The sequence below is a fragment of the Methylocystis sp. B8 genome, from assembly GCF_005771425.1.
Lineage (GTDB): Bacteria > Pseudomonadota > Alphaproteobacteria > Rhizobiales > Beijerinckiaceae > Methylocystis.
Genome location: NZ_VBTZ01000010.1, coordinates 55,384 through 73,708 on the forward strand (window position 1 = coordinate 55,384; position 18,325 = coordinate 73,708).

General features: G+C 58.0%; 17 protein-coding genes and 2 pseudogenes. 8 read left to right on the top strand and 11 right to left on the bottom strand.

Annotated elements, in window-relative coordinates; all coding sequences use genetic code 11:
* Positions 1 to 4 precede the first annotated feature (4 nt).
* Both FEV16_RS14345 and FEV16_RS14350 read left to right on the top strand, forming a co-directional pair.
* Complete coding sequence (locus FEV16_RS14345) at positions 5 to 1,585, top strand: IS66 family transposase (protein ID WP_138168309.1); 1,581 nt, start codon at positions 5 to 7, stop codon at positions 1,583 to 1,585.
* On the top strand, positions 1,551 to 2,039 hold the full coding sequence (locus FEV16_RS14350) for a UPF0149 family protein (RefSeq protein ID WP_138168310.1): 489 nt from the start codon (positions 1,551 to 1,553) through the stop codon (positions 2,037 to 2,039). The genes FEV16_RS14345 and FEV16_RS14350 overlap by 35 nt, the downstream gene beginning before the upstream one ends.
* 228 nt (positions 2,040 to 2,267) lie before the next feature.
* Here the strand turns inward: FEV16_RS14350 and FEV16_RS14360 are convergent.
* The 10 genes and pseudogenes from FEV16_RS14360 to FEV16_RS14400 all read right to left on the bottom strand — a co-directional run.
* Positions 2,268 to 2,462 (bottom strand): annotated as a pseudogene (locus tag FEV16_RS14360) (transposase); the annotation flags it as partial.
* Between the two features lie 63 nt (positions 2,463 to 2,525).
* A complete protein-coding gene (locus FEV16_RS14365; protein ID WP_138168312.1) occupies positions 2,526 to 3,089 on the bottom strand; it encodes a DUF4158 domain-containing protein in 564 nt (187 codons plus the stop codon).
* 157 nt (positions 3,090 to 3,246) lie between these two features.
* A pseudogene (locus FEV16_RS14370) lies at positions 3,247 to 3,531 on the bottom strand (cation-transporting P-type ATPase); the annotation flags it as partial.
* 465 nt (positions 3,532 to 3,996) lie between these two features.
* Entirely contained in the window at positions 3,997 to 4,161 is a 165-nt protein-coding gene (locus FEV16_RS14375) for a DUF3309 family protein (RefSeq protein WP_138168313.1), read from the bottom strand.
* A gap of 133 nt (positions 4,162 to 4,294) precedes the next feature.
* Positions 4,295 to 4,759 (bottom strand): small metal-binding protein SmbP, encoded by a 465-nt coding sequence (gene smbP / locus FEV16_RS14380; protein WP_246657349.1) that lies wholly within the window; start codon positions 4,757 to 4,759, stop codon positions 4,295 to 4,297.
* 71 nt (positions 4,760 to 4,830) lie between these two features.
* Entirely contained in the window at positions 4,831 to 4,956 is a 126-nt protein-coding gene (locus FEV16_RS17475; protein WP_281404861.1) for a hypothetical protein, read from the bottom strand.
* A 285-nt stretch (positions 4,957 to 5,241) separates the two neighbouring features.
* Positions 5,242 to 5,700, bottom strand: coding sequence for a PRC-barrel domain-containing protein (locus FEV16_RS14385; RefSeq protein ID WP_138168314.1), 459 nt, complete (start codon positions 5,698 to 5,700; stop codon positions 5,242 to 5,244).
* A 351-nt stretch (positions 5,701 to 6,051) separates the two neighbouring features.
* Positions 6,052 to 7,446, bottom strand: a complete 1,395-nt coding sequence (locus FEV16_RS14390; RefSeq protein ID WP_138168315.1) for an MBL fold metallo-hydrolase — start codon at positions 7,444 to 7,446, stop codon at positions 6,052 to 6,054.
* Between the two features lie 10 nt (positions 7,447 to 7,456).
* Positions 7,457 to 8,446, bottom strand: coding sequence for a TIGR00730 family Rossman fold protein (locus FEV16_RS14395; RefSeq protein WP_246657350.1), 990 nt, complete (start codon positions 8,444 to 8,446; stop codon positions 7,457 to 7,459).
* 74 nt (positions 8,447 to 8,520) lie between these two features.
* Positions 8,521 to 10,878 (bottom strand): phosphoketolase family protein, encoded by a 2,358-nt coding sequence (locus FEV16_RS14400; protein ID WP_138168316.1) that lies wholly within the window; start codon positions 10,876 to 10,878, stop codon positions 8,521 to 8,523.
* Positions 10,879 to 12,066: 1,188 nt separating this feature from the next.
* Here FEV16_RS14400 and FEV16_RS14405 point away from each other — a divergent pair.
* Complete coding sequence (locus tag FEV16_RS14405) at positions 12,067 to 12,330, top strand: DUF1488 domain-containing protein (protein WP_138168317.1); 264 nt, start codon at positions 12,067 to 12,069, stop codon at positions 12,328 to 12,330.
* A gap of 311 nt (positions 12,331 to 12,641) precedes the next feature.
* Here FEV16_RS14405 and FEV16_RS14410 read toward each other — a convergent pair whose 3' ends face one another.
* Entirely contained in the window at positions 12,642 to 13,196 is a 555-nt protein-coding gene (locus FEV16_RS14410; protein ID WP_138168318.1) for a group 1 truncated hemoglobin, read from the bottom strand.
* A gap of 508 nt (positions 13,197 to 13,704) precedes the next feature.
* Between FEV16_RS14410 and FEV16_RS14415 the strand changes: the two genes are divergently transcribed.
* The 5 genes from FEV16_RS14415 to FEV16_RS14435 all read left to right on the top strand — a co-directional run bounded on the left by FEV16_RS14415 (position 13,705) and on the right by FEV16_RS14435 (position 18,038).
* Positions 13,705 to 14,988, top strand: a complete 1,284-nt coding sequence (locus tag FEV16_RS14415; RefSeq protein ID WP_246657351.1) for an FAD-binding oxidoreductase — start codon at positions 13,705 to 13,707, stop codon at positions 14,986 to 14,988.
* 609 nt (positions 14,989 to 15,597) lie between these two features.
* A complete protein-coding gene (locus FEV16_RS14420; RefSeq protein WP_138168319.1) occupies positions 15,598 to 16,035 on the top strand; it encodes a PA2169 family four-helix-bundle protein in 438 nt (145 codons plus the stop codon).
* A gap of 282 nt (positions 16,036 to 16,317) precedes the next feature.
* Positions 16,318 to 16,692 carry a hypothetical protein gene (locus tag FEV16_RS14425; RefSeq protein ID WP_210234899.1) on the top strand — a complete coding sequence of 125 codons (375 nt, stop codon included), beginning with the start codon at positions 16,318 to 16,320 and terminating at the stop codon, positions 16,690 to 16,692.
* A 27-nt stretch (positions 16,693 to 16,719) separates the two neighbouring features.
* A complete protein-coding gene (locus FEV16_RS14430) occupies positions 16,720 to 17,427 on the top strand; it encodes an IS6 family transposase (RefSeq protein ID WP_138168320.1) in 708 nt (235 codons plus the stop codon).
* Between the two features lie 119 nt (positions 17,428 to 17,546).
* Positions 17,547 to 18,038, top strand: coding sequence for a hypothetical protein (locus tag FEV16_RS14435; protein WP_138168305.1), 492 nt, complete (start codon positions 17,547 to 17,549; stop codon positions 18,036 to 18,038).
* Positions 18,039 to 18,325 lie beyond the last annotated feature (287 nt).

An 18,325-nucleotide genomic window follows, 5' to 3' on the forward strand; every position in this document is an offset into this window, starting at 1 on the left:
AATCATGTCGTGCGCCACTGCTGATTTGCCGGAAGATCCCGCCGAACTACGGCGCTTTGCGGCGTCGCTCGCCGCGGAAGTTCACGCCAAAACGCTGCTGATCGAAAAGCTGAAGATGCAGCTCGCCATTTTGCGACGCGCGCGCTTCGGGCGATCGTCGGAAAAGCTCGACCGCGACATCGAACAACTCGAACTGCTGATCGGCGATATCGAGGAAAGCGACGCCGAGCGGCAGGCGCAAAGCGAAGCGCCCGACAGCGGCGCCTCATCATCGATGCCGAAAAAGCCGTCGGTTCGTGCGCCTTTGCCCGATCATCTTCCGCTTGAGACGATCACGCATGACGCGCCCTGTGTCTGCCCGACCTGCGGCGGAACGAAGTTCGGCCGGATCGGCGCCGACGAGCGGGATGTGCTGGAATATGTCGCTTCGCACTTCAAGCGCGTGCGGCATGTGCGGGAGAAGATGAGCTGCCGCGCCTGCGAGACGATCGTTCAGGCGCCAATGCCAACGCTGCCGATCGAAAAAGGACGGCGAGGGCCGGCGCTGCTCGCCCATGTGCTGGTCGCCAAATATTGCGATCATCTCCCCTTGCATCGTCAGTCCGACATTTACGCGCGCGAAGGCGTAACGATCGACCGCTCGGTCATGGCCGGCTGGGTCGGCCATATGGCGGCGCTACTGGCGCCGCTCGCCGAGCGCATCGCGCGCCATGTGCGCGCCGGCTCCGCCATTCACGCGGACGATACGACGGTTCCCGTGCTCGATCCGGGGCGCGGCAGGACCAAGACCGGCCGATTATGGACGGCGGTGCGCGATGAGAGGCCCTATGGGTCGACGGCGCCGCCGGCGGCCTTCTATCTCTATTCGGCGGACCGCAAGGCGGAGCATGCCCGCGCCTTGCTGAAGGATTGCCGCGGGCATCTGCACGCGGACGGGTATCCCGGCTTTGGCGACCTCTACGAGGCCGATCCAAAAACGGGGGCGCCGGCGCCGTTCAAAGAGGTCGCGTGCTGGGCGCATGCCAGGCGCAAAATCTACGACGTGCATGTCGAGACAAAATCACCGGCGGCAGCACAGGCGCTCGACATGATCGCGAGGCTCTTCGCCATCGAGGCCGACATCAAGGGTAGATCGCCATCCGAGCGCATCGACGCGCGCCGAGAGCGCGCAAATCCCATTCTCGATGAACTGCGCGCGTTCCTGGACGCGACGCCGGCGAAGATCAGCGGCAAGAGCGACTTCGCCAAGGCCATCCGCTACGCGACCTCCCGTTGGACGGCCTTGACCCGCTACGTCCATAACGGACGTCTCGAAATGTCGAACAACGCCGCCGAACGCGCAATCAGACCCCTTACTTTGGGCAGAAAGAATTACCTATTTGCCGGCTCCGACGACGGCGGACGTCGCGCGGCGATCATGTATACGCTGATCGAAACGGCACGCTTCAACGACATCGATCCGGAAGCCTGGCTTGCGGACATCATCGCCCCCATCGCCGATCACCCGATCAATAGAATCGACGATCTCCTTCCCTGGAATTGGAAGCCTCATGCGGAAAGAGCTGCGCCATCTCAGGCAGCTTGAGAATGAACTCCTTGCCCTTGGCGAGGAGGCTATGCTGCTCGAAGAACTCGATGGTCTTGTCGCCGGCGTGCTTGTTTGTCCGGAGATGATCCCGCCAAGCGAATGGCTTTCCGTCGTCTGGGGCCAGACTGCTGACGAGGCGGCGCCCGTCTTCGATACGGCTGACCACCTGAACAAAGTGCTCACGCTCGTGATGGCGCACTACAATGATGTCGCAAAAAAGCTTTTCGAGAAGCCGGAGAGTTATGCGCCATACTTCGCCATCGACGATCGCAACGGCGACGTTCTGTGGGAGCTGTGGATCGAGGGGTTCGAAAAGGCCGTGAAGCTCCCGCCCAGCCGCATATCGACCGCTGCTCGACGCCAATGTCGAAACCGCCAAAGCCATGTCGGGCCTGCTTACCCTCGCCGATGTCGCACGACGCGATGCGCGCTTCTCCAAACTCGAATATGACGCGCTCGAGTCCTCCGCGCATGAACTTATCGGCCCATTCGTCCTGACGCTCAACGAATGGCGCGTAGAAAATCACGATCCAGGCAAAGGAATAAGCGTCACGCCGCAGACCCAATCCAACTCCTTCGGAAAAGCCGGCCGCAACGATCCGTGTCCATGCGGATCAGGCAAAAAATACAAAAAATGTTGCGCCCTCAACTGATCCGCGGTCGTCCAATCACGCTTACCTTTCGACCAGGAGTAATACAGGCTCTCGGCGATGCCTTCGCGCCGGCACAGCTCGGCGATGCTGTGCTCGCCGCGCAAGCCGTCAAGCACGATGCGGATTTTCTCCTCGGCCGAATAATGCCGACGCGTCGCGCGGCGAACATCTCTCACAAGCCGTTCAGACGACGGTTTCGGGCTATCGGATTTCTGGCTCATCTTCACTCCCCGACGGTTACGATGAGCCAGAAATCCTCCTTTCAGCAATCCGCCCAGTTTGTCTCAAAGGCCCTGACGCCGGACAAGCTTCTTATGCGCCTGCTTTCGAGCGCGAGCACGCGCCGCCAGACCGATGCGCTCCAAAATTGTCGGCGCAGGCAACAAGATGCCGCGAGTTCGGAGCGCTTCGATCATGGCCGCAACGATGACGTCACCACGATCCGTGCCAATCGCTTCGGTCGTCGCAATTTTTGCCACAGACCGATAATCGGCGCGACTGAAAGGACGAACGCGCAGATACGACTGTATGTCGCCCAGATGCTCCCAGCGCGTTTCCTCTCGACGGGCATACTCGTGAAAAATCCCGGGCTCGATGCCGAGTTGACCGGCAATGAATGATAGAACGTCGTCGGGTGGAACCTCGTCAATGCCGAGCACTCGACCCGGAAAGCGCTGGTAGGCGAGATGCACCGCAAAACCGAGCCGATTGGCGTCGCGCCGCCGTCGACGGATCAGCGCCAGATCGTCGGGCGAAAGCGTGTAGTGCCGGATGATTGCCGCCGGATCGTTGGGCGGATTGAACAACGCCGCACGGGCCTGCGGCGAGAGGATTTCATGCTTCTTCATCGCCGGCTCTCCTGGTGCGCAATCCGTCGTTCGCGCAGCAGTCCGGCTTTTCACTATTTTTCAATGCCTTGGTATCTGCGCAACGCCATCGCCAAGATACCAGCGAACCTCCATCAGTGCCTTAGCGTAGGATTTTGGGAAGATTCTGCGATGACCCCCGCTCGGTGCGGGTCTCTTGCACCGCCGTGATTACGACCGACATTGTTGCGAAGACGAGGAGAATTACTGCTTCCTTCAAATCCCCTAGCAACAAGTAGATCACGCCGCCGCCGATGAGCAGCGCGAGCATCGGCTCGCGCAGGACCTCGAGAACGATTCGTAGCGGCGTGCGCCGTTCCGGCCGCGGTAGTTCGTTGTAACCCTCGGTCTTCAGCCTGGCTTGCGCATCTGCTTCACTGAGGCCGGGAGTCGAGTGGAGGTCTGAGGAAGCATCTGGCACCAAAACCCTCCTGAGAGTTCGCTAGACGGCATCTTTCAAACTCGGCGCGTGTTAACCGACGTGTAGACAGGACGAGGATCGCAATGCCGCGAAAGCATCACAAGCCTGAGGATCGTTGCCAAGTCGCGACAGGCGGATGTGTCGACGTCACAAGGGCAAGTCGCGGACGCCGTTCCTGCGATCGGTGTGACCGACGGGACTTACTGCCGGTAGCGCCAGGAATTCGGCGGGCCCACGACGGATCAAGTGATTGGCCCCCAGTGACGGGCCCTTTTTCAACGTTAGTGCGGTGACGGCCTCTAGGCCAGCGCTCCCGCCGACGAACCTGTTGCGCGCCGATACAGGCGCTGAATTTAACTTCCGCAAGCCAACATCGAGCCGTAGGTATCAACGCCAGGGATCGAAGATCGTACCTAGCCTGTGAAAAAAGCCCCGCCGAAGCGAGGCTTTCTGATGATCTTCGCTGGGTCAAATCTTGCCGAGCACAAGCAAAATCAACAGAACAAGAACCACAAGGCCGAGACCGCCGCCCCCATAGTAACCAGTCCCGTAAAAAGGGCCGCCGCCGATTCCACTAAAGCCGCCCAATAATGCGATTACCAAGATGATGAGAATGATGGTTCCAATTGACATGTTAGCATCTCCTTATCCTGAATCATCGTCACCGCCCCGGGAACCGTAGCCATCAAGGCCAATGTCAGCCGGCCTTGTGGGCCATCGCCGGAGCTTTCTCGTCTTGTCTCTCCAGGTATTCCTCGGCCATCGATTACTGATCAATACCCGAAAGTGCGGGTTTGGCGGCGTCTGAAGAACGCGCTACAGAGGGCGTTCCCGATGAGAGTTCGTCTTCCCTGTAATGGGCCGAGCGTGGATGTAACGCCGGGCCGCTCGCGTTTATCCGCCCATATTTTATGGCGGCTTCCAGAGACTTCAAAGCCTCTTCGGAGTGTTGTGTAGCAGTGGTGGAATTTTTCTTGTTGCCCTCGGCGATCGCCGCCTCCAGATGCGTAATGCCCTCCTCCGCGTGCGTATTGGATTTCGCCTTCTCGGCCGCCTTGGCATGTTTGAGCGCGGCTTCGGCGCTAGTGATAAGCACGTCAAAACGTCCTTGCTGCCCGCTGGCGATGGCTTGTTTGGTATGGCTGATGGCCTCGGCCAAGTGATCATCGGCAAAGGCGAGACGCGGCGCGAACAGGTGCGCATCCGTCAGCCAGAATCGATCGCGAATCATCGGCGCTTCCTTTCGGAAGCCGTGAACGCTCCCATCATGCCAAGCGATGTATGGGCCTGGACCCTAAGCCGCTAGCGCTTCATCTCGACTTTGGGCATTTGGATTGTGATGTCGCCGCTCGTCCTTTGATAATAAAGATATCCGAGCACAGCCACCCCGATGACAAGCGCCACGATAATTGGTGTTGTGAGTTTCATCGCTGCGTTCTCCAGTTCGAGTTTTTTCGACCGCTACTCCTGCGATGCGCGACCCGCCACCGGGGCGCGCCCTGTACGCGAATGGTTCAACGCACATCGGCCGCGTTCATTTGAGGCTGCGGCGCCAATCGTCGACATTCTTCTTCAACTGGTCCTTGCATAACCGTAGCGCGCTTCGATGTTGCCCTCGCTTTGCCCTTGAGCTGCTTCCAACTTCCTTTGATCTGACCTCAGTTCATCGGACTCTTCTCGTTGGAGGGAGCCACAGGTCCGTCATCTCGGGGTTCACTTGATCGACGCGTCGAGCGGAATCCAAGTCGAAGTCTTGGAATCGTATTTGAAGCCTCGCGCGACGCGCAGCGTCTCCTTCGTCGCTTTAATAGTCGGATAGCTCTTATTGTCCCTCATGGTCCACTTGATCTCATTAAACGCGACCGCGACATTCTTTTCGCCCATGCCAAGGAAGCCGCCGACTCCGATGATCACGGCTGTGATTTTTCCGTCGGTTGGCGACACCAGCACATCGGCTACATCGCCGATCTTGGTGTTCGTCGTGTCATAAACGCTTTGCTTATACCAGGCGGTGACGGGTAGGCTGTCAGCCGGTACGTTCGCCAGGAATTCAGTCGGTGGCGCGAGGGTCGTCGTCGCACGTGGCTGAGAAGTGGGGGCCTGCTGCGCCTCCGCCACACTCGCCGTGATGAGCAGACAAAGAGCGATGGCTGTGATGAGATTGTTTTCCATTTGGTCGATTCCTTAATTTCTTAGGCAAACCGCCAGACACGGCAAGGGAGATACGCCTCTTGAGCACGACCTCAGGGAGTGTGCTGAGAAGCTAGAGCGCGCCAGCGAGGAATCAATGCTTTCGCCCAGCGCAATAGAACTTTTCAAGGGCAGATCAAGCCGACAGCGAGCCGCAGATATCAACGCCCGGAATCGAGGATCGTCCCTAGCCAGTAAAAAAAGCCCCCGCCGAAGCGAGGCTTGCTAGTGATCTTTGATGGGTCAAATCTTGCGAACAAAAGCAAAATCAACAGAACAAGAACCGTAAGGCCGAGGCCGCCCTCCCGCGACCCGGCGACAGGGTCGCGCCCTCTACTCCAATGGCTCGAACACTTGATTTGGTTCCGGCAGATCAATTTGGGTGTTGCCGAGATGTGTTGCGAAGCTTCGCATCGATTCTTCTTCGCCGTGAACGAGGAACGTCCGCTTCGCACCCGTTTGCTTTTGCCAAGCCAACAACTCAGCCTGATCCGCATGGGCCGAGAAACCGTTGATCGTGTAGATGCGAGCTCGCACAGCGATTTTCTCGCCAAAAAGGTTGATCTCCTTCGCGCCATCGATGATGCGGCGCGCCAGAGTGCCGTTCGCGGCATATCCTACAAAAATAATGCTCGATTCCGGACGCCACAGGTTGTGCTTGAGATGCTGCCGCACGCGGCCACCGGTACACATGCCCGAACCGGCCATGATTATGGCGCCAGTTTGGATCTTGTTCAGCGCGACGGACTCGGCGCTTTCGCGTGTGAAATGCAATCCGGGAAAATGAAACGGATCATGTCCCTCTCGAATGAGCGTCGCGATTTCCGGCTGCAAACCCTCCAAATGACGCTGCATGATTTCTGTAGCGGAGATCGCCATGGGAGAGTCGACAAAAACCTGCGTCGATTTCATCAGTCGACCACGGCTGATGCCCTGGCTAATGAAATAAAGCAGTTCCTGCGCTCGTTCCAATGCGAAGGTAGGGACGACGACATTTCCACCGCGCCTGAAGGTATCCGTCACGGCGTCATAAAATTCCTCGACGGACGGTCCCAAGGGCTTGTGCAACCGGTCGCCATATGTGGTTTCCATCACCACGTTGGCTACGGTTGGTGGCTTCGTAGGATCGCACAGCAAAGGGCCTCCATAATTGCCAAGGTCCCCGGAGAATAGCACGGTGGATTGCTGCGAACCTTCTGTCAGCTGCAGATAAATGCTGGCCGAACCAAGGATGTGGCCAGCGTTGATGAACGTGGCGCGCACGTCAGCAGCGACTTCGATCTGCTCATCGTAAACCGCTGTCCGTCCGAAATGCTCGAAAGAGTTCAAAGCATCGAGGACCGAATAGAGCGGCGCTATGCGCTGATCCGTTGAACCGCGTCGCGCGGCAATACGTGCTCGGTAACGCGCATCTTCTTCCTGCAGATGAGCTGCATCGAGCAGCACCAAGCGTGCCAACTCCCGCGACGGCGCCGTCGTGATGATCTCACCGTGAAATCCTTTTTTGTGCAGCAGCGGCAGCCGGCCGCAATGATCAAGATGGGCATGGGTCAGCAAGACATAGTCGATGCTGGTAGGATCGAAACCGAACGGTTGCGAATTCTCCTCGTCCAGTTCACGGCCGCCTTGGTAAAGTCCGCAGTCGATCAGGATACGCTTGCCGGCACACTCGACCATGTGACACGAGCCGGTGACGCCGCGGTCGGCGCCATGGAATGATAATCTCATGGGAGGCTCCTTAGCTCTGTGATGAGCCGTTTCTTTCACGCACGTGCAACGGCTCACCGCTGACATCGTGCCAATGCAATATGCCATTCCAGATCTCGTCGGCTGCTTCAGCAAACCAGAATAATTCGCGATCTTCCTGATCTATGACGCCTTCGTCGACCAGGAAATCCAGATTCACAGCTTGGCGCCAGTAGCTTTCGCCCACCAAGACGACCGGAATAGGCTTGATCTTGCGTGTTTGTACGAGCGTCAGCACCTCGAACAGTTCGTCGAGGGTGCCATACCCCCCGGGAAAGGCGACCAGCGCCTTTGCACGCAAGAGGAAATGAAGCTTGCGCATAGCGAAATAATGAAAGTTGAAGCAAAGATCGGGCGTGATGTAGGGGTTTGGATATTGCTCATGTGGGAGGCTGATGTTGAGGCCGACTGATTTGGCTCCGACGTCGAAGGCGCCACGATTGGCGGCCTCCATGATTCCGGGTCCGCCGCCGGTCACGACAACTCTCAGCTGCCGATTGGGAGCTTGGTGAGTCGCGCTCACGCGACGGCCGAGTTCGCGGGCAACTTCGTAATATTGGCTCTTGGCGAGGATTCGCTCGGCAATCGACAGGCGTCGCGCCAAGTCCTCGTTGCCGATATCCGCCGCCAAGGCTGCCTTTAACGCATCCACTTTACATTGCGCGGCAGCGGGTTCGCATATCCGCGTACTTCCGAAAACCACGATCGTGTGGTGAATGTGGTGCTCTTCAAACAGCAGCTCGGGCTTGAAATAGTCGATCTGTAGCCGGACGCCCCGCATACTGTCCCGCGCCAAGAAATCGAGGTCGGCGTCGGCCCGGCGATAACTGGGGCTTTCGAAAATTGCTTGGACGCGCGCGGGAGCGTGCGGATCTTCTTCCGAGGGCTTCGGGCACTCCCCGGGAAGCGGCTCACGTCGATTCACGGGGTGCGCAGGCTTTGGGATCCGCAGCTTGTTAGGGTCTAGCTGCTTTGCTTTCACCGTTGGGCACTCCCACATATTGAGACACTCGACGTTGGCATAGGACCCTTATCAAGGCCGTCCAGAAATGCGGCTTATGAGGTCCATCGCCAGTTTTTCACCTCGGGCATATCCTCGCCATGTTCGGCGACGTAAAGCTTGTGACGCTCCATCGTGCTCCAGTAACGGTCTGTCGCTGTCTGCCTTTCGCGGCGGAGCCTTGGGATCCGGCTGATGGCGTCGAGCGCAAGCTGGTAACGGTCGAGGTTATTCAATACGACCATGTCGAAGGGAGTTGTCGTGGCGCCTTCCTCCTTATACCCACGCACATGAAAATTGTCATGGTTGTGCCGGCGATATGTTAGCGAGTGAATTATGGGCGGATAGCCATGAAAGGCAAAGATCACCGGCTTGTCGCGCGTGAACAGCGCGTCGAAATCCTCATCCACCAACCCATGCGGGTGTTCCGTCTGTGACTCCAAAGTCATGAGGTCGACCACGTTCACGACGCGGATTCGAATGTCTGGAACGTAGTTCCGCAAGAGGGTTACGGCTGCGAGAGTTTCGAGCGTGGGAACATCACCCGCGCAGGCCATGACCACGTCGGGGTCATCCGCATCGTTACTCGCCCAGCGCCAAATGCCGGCCCCCGCCGTGCAATGGCGAACGGCGGATTCACTGTCGAGCCACTGCCACTCGGGCTGTTTACCGGCAATGATCAAGTTGACGTAGTTCCGGCTGCGAAGACAGTGATCGACAACCGAGAGCAGGCAGTTCGCGTCGGGCGGTAGATAGATGCGCACGACGTCGGACTTTTTGCTCGCGACGTGATCGATGAAACCCGGATCTTGGTGGGAGAAGCCGTTGTGATCCTGCCGCCAGACATGCGACGTGAGCAAATAATTCAGGGATGCGATTGGCTTCCGCCACGGGATTGCATTGGTCGTCTTCAGCCATTTCGCATGCTGGTTGAACATTGAGTCGATGACATGGATGAATGCCTCGTAGCACGAAAAAAGCCCGTGGCGGCCGGTGAGCAAGTAGCCTTCGAGCCAGCCCTGGCAGAGGTGCTCACTCAGGACTTCCATGACGCGGCCATTGATGCTGAGGTCGACGTCAACATCTTCAAGGCGGGCCATCCACGCCTTTCCGCTGGCCTCATAGACCGCATCGAGACCATTCGAGGCGGTTTCATCAGGACCGAATAGACGGAAATTCTGGTTGGCGAGGTTCAGCTTCATCACGTCCCGCAAAAACATTCCGAGCACGCGGGTGGACTCAGCTTCGATGCTACCCGGCGCCGAAACGCGCAGAGCGTAATCGTGGAAATTGGGTATCGCCAGGGGCGTCAGAAGCTCCCCGCCATTGGCGTGTGGATTCATCCCCATACGATGGTGGCCCGTCGGCGCAAGCGCGGCAAATTCGTCGCGGAATCTGCCGTTCTCGTCGAACAATTCGTGCGGTCTGTAGCTGTTCATCCAATCTTCGAGCTGCCTGATATGCTCGAGATTATTGAAGTCCGCGAGCGGCAATTGATGGGCGCGCCACGTTCCCTCCACCGGCTTGCCGTCCACGAGCTTTGGGCCGGTCCAACCTTTTGGCGTGCGGAACACGACCATGGGCCAACACGGCCGCTCCACAGCGTTCGGAGAGGAACGCGCCACACTCTGAATCTTGTGAATCTCCACAAGGACCTTATCAAGCGTGCCGGCCAGACATTGATGCACCACGTCCGGGACATCGCCTTCCACGAAATATGGTTCATAGCCGTATCCGCGGATCAGGTCGGTCAATTCCTGGTGGCTGATACGAGCGAGCACAGTAGGATTGGCGATCTTGAACCCATTGAGATGAAGGATAGGAAGAACCGCACCGTCACGCGCAGGATTCAAAAACTTGTTGGAGTGCCAACTCGCGGCAAGCGCGCCGGTCTCCGCCTCACCGTCTCCGATGATGCAGGCCACGACCAGATCGGGATTGTCGAATGCCGCGCCATATGCATGGACCAGGCAATAACCCAGCTCGCCCCCTTCATGGATCGATCCGGGTATTTCCGGGGCGACATGGCTCGGGATGCCATAAGGCCAGGAGAACTGCCGAAACAGCCGTTGCAAGCCGTTTCGGCTACGCTCAATATTCGGAAAGCGCTCTGTGTAGGACCCTTCGAGATAGCTATGCGCTACCAGACCCGGACCACCATGGCCGGGGCCGATGACATAAATCATGTTCAGATCATGTTTTTTGATCAGCCGGTTCAGGTGTACATAAATGAAATTGAGCCCGGGGGTGGTGCCCCAGTGCCCAAGTAGACGAGGTTTGATGTGTTCGAGCTTGAGAGGGGTTTCGAGCAGTGGATTGTCCTGCAGATAAATCTGCCCCACCGTGAGGTAATTTGCGGCACGCCAATATGCGTCCATTTTTTTCAACAGATCAGGCGATAAAGCATCAGGCATTGCAGGCACCCTTTGGAGGCTCGTTCACGCGCCCTGTCCCCACCCCTGAAGTTATAAGCCGATCTGCCGGCGGGTGCGTCGGGATTGCCGAAGGGCGGGACGTAGCTCTGCGTTTCCGTCAGCGCACCCGCGATCATCGCGCCACAGCAAAATAACCCTTAATTAGCGGGCGCGATCCAAACATGACAATGCCCTCTTGAGGCTAACCCTCCCCTTCGGCCTGTTAGTGCATTGATGGACTCAGGGCTAGCCCCACTCCCACTTTCGTCTCCAAGCGCAATTCCTCATGGATCGCCTTGTGGCGGAAGCTCGACGATGCCTCTTTTGCGAGCGCAATGAAAAAGCGCGAGCGTCGTTCGAAAAATTTATGTCGGGTCGGACTTAGCTGCGCAGCATTACGTTCCTACTCAGAATTTAATAGGCGGCCCACGCCGGAGGGATACATTTTCGCGTATGATCCTTGTATTCTATCGATGACTGCCTAAGTATAATATATCGAGTTTCGGCCGAACCAATTTGCAATTGTGCTGTGCCAGCTTGAAGTAGTGACGCTGATCGCGACCGGGGATGTACCAGCGGCGGGAGGAGGAGACAGTTTCTGTCTTCGCGCGAGAGCGCTTGTCGGGAAGTCGATTTGATCAGCGTCGATTTGATCAGCACTCTGGCAAAATAACGCGGATGGACGTGGCTTTCGCGGCTCTCCCATTCCGGCCTGTCGGCGCTTTAATGCAGAGACGACTTCGTAATCCACATCGTGGCCAAATACGGAACCGAAGCGGGCAAGCTTAACGCGATGTCGATGGCCTGTTGAAGGGCCACCGTTCTCACGCGAGTCTGCATGATCATCGGTTAATCAGCGTGCGAGACAGAACGTGGAAAGTTCGTCCGCTCATATGAAGGAAAATGTACATGAACGCGCTCACCGCTATTCTCTCGATCTTCGCCACCGCCGCCGCTATCACACTGGCGATCACCGCCTACGTCAACGCGTAAAACTTCGTCCGCCGAGGTCCGAAGAAGTATTTCGGTCCTCGGTTCGTCGCCGGTCGGTGACGGACGCAGTTCCGCGCTCAACCGCGGGAGGTCGGAAAGCGGATTTTTTTGGATGGCGACCTCGGCCATTTCAAATGCGAGGCAACGCCCATTCGCAATAGGCATGGACGTATTGCCGCAGCGGAGGACCTAGCCATGGCGCTTACATTTCCAAATCAAAGCCGTTTCTATGATACGACACGGCGTGCCATTCGATTTTGGGGCTATGACAGCGCAATGGAAGCTTCGTTTTTTGTGGGCGAAGACGCATTGATAAGAATGCAGCCGGATAGTCGGATCGATCAGGCTGGGTTTCTCAGAGCCTTCGATTTAAACCGCGACCTGATTCACGCAGCCGCGATAAAAGGCTACGGGCGCGGTAAGAAAGGGTCATACGACCTTATACCCGCTGACTTCTGATTTGCTTCAACCAGTATCCGCTGAATACCCGCTAGGACTTCTTTGCTTCAACCTTATTCGCGCAACAAGCTGCGACTTCCAACCCGGTCAATAAATGCTTACCGCTCATGACGGTTCGGCGTCCATTTGAGGAATCCCGGTTAAGATCGCGGTAGATGCGGACATTACGAAGCTGCGTGGATCCGGATCGAGCTTGTCAGGTCGCAGCTCTACAAGGGCGACAGTTTATGGTCACGCGTCTTGCGGTGGGGGAATTATTTAAGGATCAGGGAAGTGAGCTCTCAGCCTTTGTGACATTTGTCGCTGTGCGCTTAGCGACCACTACCGTAGCCAGCGGTGACCTCGTCTTTGTGGGCGGCGAAGGCTGCCAGGACTTCGCCCTTCTCCTTCTTCGGGACCTTGAAGAAGTCGAGGGTCCGTCCGAGTTCCGCTGCGACCTCATCAAATTCTGCTGGGGAGATTCGGAGGTCCCGGTGGGCCTCCTCAAGACCGAGCGGTGTCGTGCCGGGCTTGGTGGCCGTGAACTGGTAGGGCCCACCCGACACGTTGCAAACCCACAGCGTCCGCATGAACTTGAGTCCGGGCAGCCGTCCGAGGTTCTTGGTGTGCCATTCCCGCAGCTGCGGATTCTTGGACTTCTGGCCGACGATGGGATTCTTCACGACGGCGTCGCTGAAGTGATCCACCACGGCCGCGATGGCGAAGACGCCGCCCAGCCGCTCATACAAACTTTTCTCAGGCGTGGATTGCTTGGCCTGCGCATACGCGTTATCCGCCCCCATAGATACAGCGACCGGGGCTGCGGCCAGCGCAAGCGCTGCGACCACGCTTCGTCTGGTGACAGAGGTCGAAACAGCCTGTTCCATGATCAATTTCCTTGCCTATACAGGACAATGAGGCAACGCGCCTCAGACAAAGAAAGTTCCTCGAAGCTCGGCACTATCTCCAAACGTCCGCGCAGGGACAAATAGCGTTCCAACGGCGATCGCATACGCCTCCAAGGCACGGGGGGACCAAGCGTTAGATTTCGACCCCTAGGAGTGCGGTTGTTACACGACGCTTCGCGCGTCTATAAAGGCGTCCGTGACGCCGGTGATTATTGGGCATCCTTGGGCCGACGGGGAAACCGAACCAGAAAGATTAAGAGTCTATCGCGGCATCACTGGCGAAGAGGCCAATCGACGGAGAGAACTCGCGGACCTTCGACCGCTACGCCGAGTATGCCGCGTTCAAGACTGGGATGGCGGTCGTCGATCCCGCACAGCGTTTTTGTTGTTCAGCCGGGCATTTATCGCACCGACGAGTGGGCGTCCCACCTCAATTCAGGATAAGGTTGTGCAAGCTGATGTTCCGCGATCCAGGTCTGTGAGACCAATGAACTCACTCTGCTCGCTCTGGTCAGAGACAGCGCCGATTGGTCCCGAGCTTCACCCATTCGAGCCGGGATCATCTGCGGACGTGATCGTCGTCGGCGGCGGCATCACGGGGCTTTCCGCGGCATTGCACATTGCGGAGCAAGGCGGTCAAAGCGTATCGGTCCTTGAGGCCGAAACGCCAGGGTGGGGCACCTCCGGTCAAGCAGGCGGACAGGTCATTGCAGGACTCCACGCCGCACCTGACGACCTGAGTGCGACCTTTGGCGATGAGATGGGCGAGCGGATGCTGTCCTTCGTCGGAAAAGCGCCTGATCTCGTGTTCCAGCTGATCGAGCGCTATCGCATTGACTGTAATCCCGTCCGGAAGGGCTGGATCCAGACGAATCGGTCAGTTCGGGGCGTTCGGGCCCTACAACGCGACGCATTGATGTGGGCCAAACGCGGCGCTCCCGTCGAGATGCTGGATCGCGCGCAAATAGCCCGGCTCGTTGGAACTCAGGTCTACGCCGGCGGCTGGCTGGATCGACGAAATGGGACGGTTCAGCCCCTTGCCTACACGCGCGGACTTGCCAAAGCCGCGATCGAGGCAGGCGCGAAGATTCATGGCAATGTCCGCGTTCAAAAGCTGACAAGGGAAGGTGGGCGATGGCGGGTGACGACCAATGCCGGCCACCTGATGGGCTCGGTGGTCTTGATCGCGACCAACGCCTTCACGGACGGCCTTGTTTCCCGACTGCGGCGATCCGTTTTGCGCGTTCATGGCGTGCAAATCGCCACTGCGCCGCTACCTGACAGGGTGCGCGCGACCATTCTGCCACAGGGCCAGTCATGCGCCGACAATCACATCCTGAGCGTGCGCTACTTCCGAGTCGAGCCGGACAACCGTTTGGTCATCGGCGGTCCGGGGTGGTTGACGCCGCCGCGTAACGCCCGTGCTTTGAGCTTTCAGATACTTGAACGCTCTACGCGGCGCATGTTTCCACAAATCGCCAATATCCCGTTCGATTATCACTGGTACGGTCGCGGGGCGATGACCGCCGACCTGCTGCCCCACCTCCACGAGCCTCAGCCCGGCATCGTCGCGGCTCTCGGTTACAACGGTCGCGGCATTGCCGCAGGCACAGCGCTTGGCGCTCTACTGGCGCGCCGCGCGCTGGGAGAGCCTGCACGGGATCTGCCCTTCCCCGTAACTGCTCTTTCGGCGCTTCCCTTTAACACGGCGCCGGCCGCGCGCTATTACCTATCCATAGCGGCGGACCGACTGCGCCATCTCTTTGATTGAGAACTAATCGCCCGATTGCGGCCCACACCCTCTTACGCCGATGAACCCGCCAGTCGGACGCTCTCAATGAAGATCGGCGATCGCCGGAGGGAAGCTGTGGGGCGGGAGACTGCCAAAATCCGCCTCCATCCGAACGTTTGCGTCGAGCCGCTCCACCGATGCAATAGCCGGCAGGTCGCTCGCCAATTGCCTTTTCGTCCCATACCCCCAAAGAATGACTCGACGGTGCCGCGTTGATCAGATGCTCAACCCATTCGCGCCATGCAATCATCCACTGATCGAATTGTCCCTGACCACATTTTTGCCAAAGCGGCCATCCTGAAACGGCGAAGCGCGGCTATGACAATGACCGTGAGGACGATGACGAACGCGAGGACGATAACGAAGGCGATCCGGACAGTGACGATGAACCTGACCACGAGCTTCCACACGACTTCATGGGAGCGGGTGTTGCAATGACTGGCGCAGCCGACAAGTCGGACCGAGCGCGGTCTTCTTTCGGACTCGGCGTTCTTTTATGTAATCGCGAGTCGTATCAAATCAGCTCGGAACATTTCGCCGGCCGGCGAGTTGAGGAGTTACAATCACAAACATATCACGGAGGAAAGAATGGGCTCGCAAGCACTGACTACGCTCAAGAACTTGGCCGAGGTGAGTCGCGACGGCGAGAAGGGTTTTGTCGCCGCAGCTGAGGGCGTTAAAGATGAGAGTTTGAAAAACACATTTCAGCGCGCTGCAGCGCGTTGCGCTTTGGGAGCGCGCGAACTTGACGACGAAATCGTTAAGCTCGGCGGCATGCCAAGTGACGCTGGGTCCGTTTCGGGCGCGATGCATCGCGCATGGACCAACTTGAAAGCGGCCATTACGGGCGGGGACGAAGCGGCCGTTCTGTCGGAATGCGAGCGTGGCGAAGACGCCGCTAAAGCGGCGTATGAGAAAGCCCTGAAGGAGGATTTGCCTGCTGACGTCGCGACGATTGTTAAGCGGCAATATCAGGGCGTGCGGGAAAATCACGACCTTATCAAACAGCTGCGCGACGCGGCCTAGCCTTCTCAGCGTCTTGGTTTGCGGCAACACTCATTTTCGTCCCTCCGCCGGCTTTCGTGACCGGCAATCACCCATTCTTGCCCGGTCAGAAATGGCCGGGCTTTTTTTTGCGGGGGAATATGATGCCCGCCCGCCACGATTGCGACGGCTCCGCTTGCTCGGGCAGAAGAGGCGTTCCCCATCAAGATGGGCGCCGGCTACGAAATCTCCTATAACTGCCCGCAGCCGACTCCCATGATTATTCTGACGCTGAGTGTCCATTGAGCACGCATCGCTGATGTGGTGACCGTGGATCGCATGCGCCTCGGTCCGCCCGTCCCCACCAACACCTATCACGACAGTTTCAGAAATTTCTGCCATGTCATCCGCGCCCCTGCGGGCGGGCTCACAATGTCTTCGGACTTTCTTGTGCAGGACAATGGGGAGCCTGACGCAATCGCCGTGGAGGCCGAGCAGCATGCGCTCGAAGACCTGCCGGTCGAGGTTCTGATCTATCTGCTCGGCAGCCGTTACTGCGAGACCGATCGCCTATCGGATTTGGCAGGGTCGCTTTTCGGTCAGGTTCCAAGGGGTTGGCCGCTGGCGCGGGCGATCTGTGACTATGTCCACGATCGGGCTCTGATGCAAACGGCGCGAGCGGGGCATATTTGCCAATAAGGGAGCGACACGAGGACGCTGACCGCCATGCTGAGCGTAGACGATCTTTTCAAAGGCCGCCATTTCGACCGGGAGATCATCATCCTCTGCGTGCGTTGGTATTTGCGGTTCAAGCTCAGTTTTCGAGATCTCGTGGAGATGATGTCCGAACGCGGAATTGAGCTGACGCACACGACGATCATGCGTTGGATCCAGCGCTACGTTCCCGAATTCGAGAACCGTTGGAACCGGTTCGCATACAAAGCTGGCCGGTCATGGCGGGTCGACGAAACTTACGTGAAGATCAGAGGCCACTGGACTTATCTCTATCGTGCTGTCGACAGTGCTGGAAAGACGGTCGATTTTCTGTTGCGCGCGAAGCGGGATGTCGCTGCGGCGAAAGCATTTTTTCAGCGGGCGTTCGAGAATCAGCGCAGATTGCCTCGCGCCATCACGCTCGATGGCTATCAGGCATCGCACCGCGCGGCCAGGGAGTTCCTTTCCGCACATCGACGCGGCAAGCGGACCAAGCTGCGATCGTCGAAATACCTCAATAATCTAATTGAACAGGACCATCGATCCATCAAGCTTCGTTTGGGCCCTATGCTTGGGTTCAAGCGATTTCGGCGTGCGTCAATTACGATCGCCGGCATCGAACTCATGCATCGGATCAGGAAAGGCCAGTTCGCACTGGGTAAACTTCGAGTGCTGGGTAAAACCGCACCAGAGATGTGGGCCGCGGTGCTTGCTGCCTGATCCGCCAATGAACGCCCTACACCCAGTTTCGCGGCCATCCATGGAATTTGCACCAGAGCCTACGCGCCTACGCATGAGAAGTGCGCCTGCGGAACGATTTATTTTCGAGGATACATAAAATGCCACGCGAGCTTCTTTTGATAATCATCACCGCAATGATTGCTGGGGCAATCGGATTTGGAATTGCCGTTTATGCGGTACCACCAGAGGAAGCCATCCAATTCCGTGCTCTGATTGACGCCGGGCTCGGTGCGACCTCGGAGAGCTCTCGATCAGACAACAGCAATGCAGGGGTTATACACCATGATTCGGCGCAACCGACCGGACCGCTAGAGCCTACCCGCGAGCCCGCGGCCGTAGCTTCGCCTCCAAATGAAACGCCAAACCGCAATAGCGCCACGCCGAGCCTCTCTCCGACCGAGAGTGGCGACAAGCGACAAGCGCCTGCGGCAGATGAGCCTGCGGCGAATATCACGTCTTCGCCGCTGAGCGCAGCCGGATCCGAGAAGGCGCTCGTCGCACCGGCAGGACACACAAAAAAGCCCGGGAAAAAGACGAAGCTTAAAAATGCATCGCCAAGCAACACCGGGCATGAAGAAAACCTGCAATGAAGTTGGGCGAAGCCCTGGGCTCGAATTGTGCCGAGCGCGAAAACGTCTTGACGACGCCGACGATAAAATGAAAACAGCTATTCGTGTCCGCAACGAATGGAAGCTTCTTTCGTATGTCGTGTCAACGGCCACTCACCGATGCCTTTCGGGCGCGGCGGCGACCATATCGCCAGCCATCCGTACTGGCGAGAAGTTCGATGATTCCCCTGCCCTCCTCCTCGTCGACGGGCAGGTCGTAATCACGAGCGGCGCGCTTTGCTCTTTTGTCATAGCGCGACCAGTAATTT

What these genes read in the sequence shown, in the direction of transcription:
- FEV16_RS14345 (WP_138168309.1), top strand. Translation starts at nt 5, where the DNA reads ATGTCGTGCGCCACTGCTGATTTGCCGGAAGATCCCGCCGAACTACGG.
- FEV16_RS14350 (WP_138168310.1), top strand. Translation starts at nt 1,551, where the DNA reads ATGCGGAAAGAGCTGCGCCATCTCAGGCAGCTTGAGAATGAACTCCTT.
- FEV16_RS14365 (WP_138168312.1), bottom strand. Translation starts at nt 3,089, where the DNA reads ATGAAGAAGCATGAAATCCTCTCGCCGCAGGCCCGTGCGGCGTTGTTC.
- FEV16_RS14375 (WP_138168313.1), bottom strand. Translation starts at nt 4,161, where the DNA reads ATGTCAATTGGAACCATCATTCTCATCATCTTGGTAATCGCATTATTG.
- smbP (WP_246657349.1), bottom strand. Translation starts at nt 4,759, where the DNA reads ATGATTCGCGATCGATTCTGGCTGACGGATGCGCACCTGTTCGCGCCG.
- FEV16_RS17475 (WP_281404861.1), bottom strand. Translation starts at nt 4,956, where the DNA reads ATGAAACTCACAACACCAATTATCGTGGCGCTTGTCATCGGGGTGGCT.
- FEV16_RS14385 (WP_138168314.1), bottom strand. Translation starts at nt 5,700, where the DNA reads ATGGAAAACAATCTCATCACAGCCATCGCTCTTTGTCTGCTCATCACG.
- FEV16_RS14390 (WP_138168315.1), bottom strand. Translation starts at nt 7,446, where the DNA reads ATGAGATTATCATTCCATGGCGCCGACCGCGGCGTCACCGGCTCGTGT.
- FEV16_RS14400 (WP_138168316.1), bottom strand. Translation starts at nt 10,878, where the DNA reads ATGCCTGATGCTTTATCGCCTGATCTGTTGAAAAAAATGGACGCATAT.
- FEV16_RS14405 (WP_138168317.1), top strand. Translation starts at nt 12,067, where the DNA reads ATGGCGCTTACATTTCCAAATCAAAGCCGTTTCTATGATACGACACGG.
- FEV16_RS14410 (WP_138168318.1), bottom strand. Translation starts at nt 13,196, where the DNA reads ATGGAACAGGCTGTTTCGACCTCTGTCACCAGACGAAGCGTGGTCGCA.
- FEV16_RS14415 (WP_246657351.1), top strand. Translation starts at nt 13,705, where the DNA reads ATGAACTCACTCTGCTCGCTCTGGTCAGAGACAGCGCCGATTGGTCCC.
- FEV16_RS14420 (WP_138168319.1), top strand. Translation starts at nt 15,598, where the DNA reads ATGGGCTCGCAAGCACTGACTACGCTCAAGAACTTGGCCGAGGTGAGT.
- FEV16_RS14430 (WP_138168320.1), top strand. Translation starts at nt 16,720, where the DNA reads ATGCTGAGCGTAGACGATCTTTTCAAAGGCCGCCATTTCGACCGGGAG.
- FEV16_RS14435 (WP_138168305.1), top strand. Translation starts at nt 17,547, where the DNA reads ATGCCACGCGAGCTTCTTTTGATAATCATCACCGCAATGATTGCTGGG.